This is a genomic window from Mesorhizobium sp. ZC-5, from assembly GCF_025753855.1.
GTDB lineage: Bacteria > Pseudomonadota > Alphaproteobacteria > Rhizobiales > Rhizobiaceae > Neomesorhizobium.
The window spans coordinates 1-1,272 of the sequence record NZ_JAOWPT010000057.1; the positions used below are offsets into that span (position 1 = coordinate 1).

The window sequence follows — 1,272 nt, forward strand, 5'->3', positions numbered from 1 at the left end:
TGACCTTGCCCCCAGTTTCTATCCAGTTTTGAGTTCGTTTCGGGCGTGGGTTGTGCCCTGCTGGGCGGGTGAAGCGACGGGCGCTGGCGCGGAGCCTTTGGCATAGCGCAGCGCGAGCGACCGTCGCGGATTGAAGGTGGTGGCGAACTCGGCCGGTGTCTGCCAGGCGAGTTGGGAGTGCGGCCGCGCAGTGTTGTAGTCGGCGCGCCACAGGGCGATGGCTACGCGCGCCTGAGCCAGCGAGGTGAACAGCGTCTCGTTGAGCAGTTCATCGCGCAGTCGGCCGTTGAAGCTCTCGATGAAGCCATTCTGCATCGGCTTGCCGGGCGCAATGTAATGCCATTCGACGCGGTTCTGATCCGCCCAGGAGAGGATGGCGTTCGAGGTGAACTCGCTGCCATTGTCGCTGACGATCATCCTCGGCCGGCCGCGCTCGGTAATGAGCCGGTCCAATTCTCGGGCAACCCGTATGCCCGAGAGAGACGTATCAACGATGAGTGCCAGGCACTCTCTCGTGCAGTCGTCGACGACGGCCAGGATGCGGAAGCGGCGCCCGTCGGTGAGCTGGTCCGATACGAAGTCGAGCGACCAGCGCTCGTCGGGCCTCAGCGGCACCAGCATCGGCGCCCTGGTCCCGATCGCCCGCTTGCGGCCGCCACGGCGGCGAACGGCGAGCTTCTCCTCCCGATAGAGCCGGAACAGCTTCTTGTGGTTCACGACCAGGCCCTCCCGCCTCAGCATCACGAGAAGACGCCGGTAGCCGAACCGGCGACGCTGCTGCGCGATCGCCTTCATCCGCTCGCGAACCTCGCGGTCGTCCGGCCTGCTGGTCTCGTAGCGAACCGTCATGCGGCAACAGCCGATGGCTTTACACGCCCGCCGTTCGCTCATCCCGAAGCCTTCCTTCAGGCGAGCGACAGCTTTTCGCTTGGCCGCGGGCGTCACCATTTCTTTCCCACAAGATCCTTCAACGCGGCATTGTCGAGCATGGCGTCGGCCAGAAGCCGCTTCAGCCGCGTGTTCTCGTCCTCCAGCGCCTTCAGTCGCCGTGCCTCGGAGACATCCATCCCGCCGAAGCGGGCCTTCCAGTTGTAGATCGAGGCGTCGCTGACCCCGTGCTTGCGGCACAGATCGGCAACCGATACCCCGGCCTCATGTTCCTTCAAAATTCCGATGATCTGCTCTTCAGAGAAGCGGCTACGTTTCATGTCCTGGTCCTCTCTATGGGCCAGAACGAACTTCAAACCGGATTAGATCAGAGGGGCAAGGTCA

General features: G+C 63.5%; 1 protein-coding gene. It reads right to left on the reverse strand.

Annotated elements, in window-relative coordinates; all coding sequences use genetic code 11:
• Window positions 1–18: 18 nt before the first annotated feature.
• Window positions 19–1,208 (reverse strand): IS3 family transposase gene (locus OHD58_RS30475; RefSeq protein WP_263807307.1). Its coding sequence is split into 2 segments (ribosomal slippage): window positions 19–959 and window positions 959–1,208, totalling 1,191 coding nucleotides; the frame shifts between segments, so codons are not numbered across the junction.
• Window positions 1,209–1,272 lie beyond the last annotated feature (64 nt).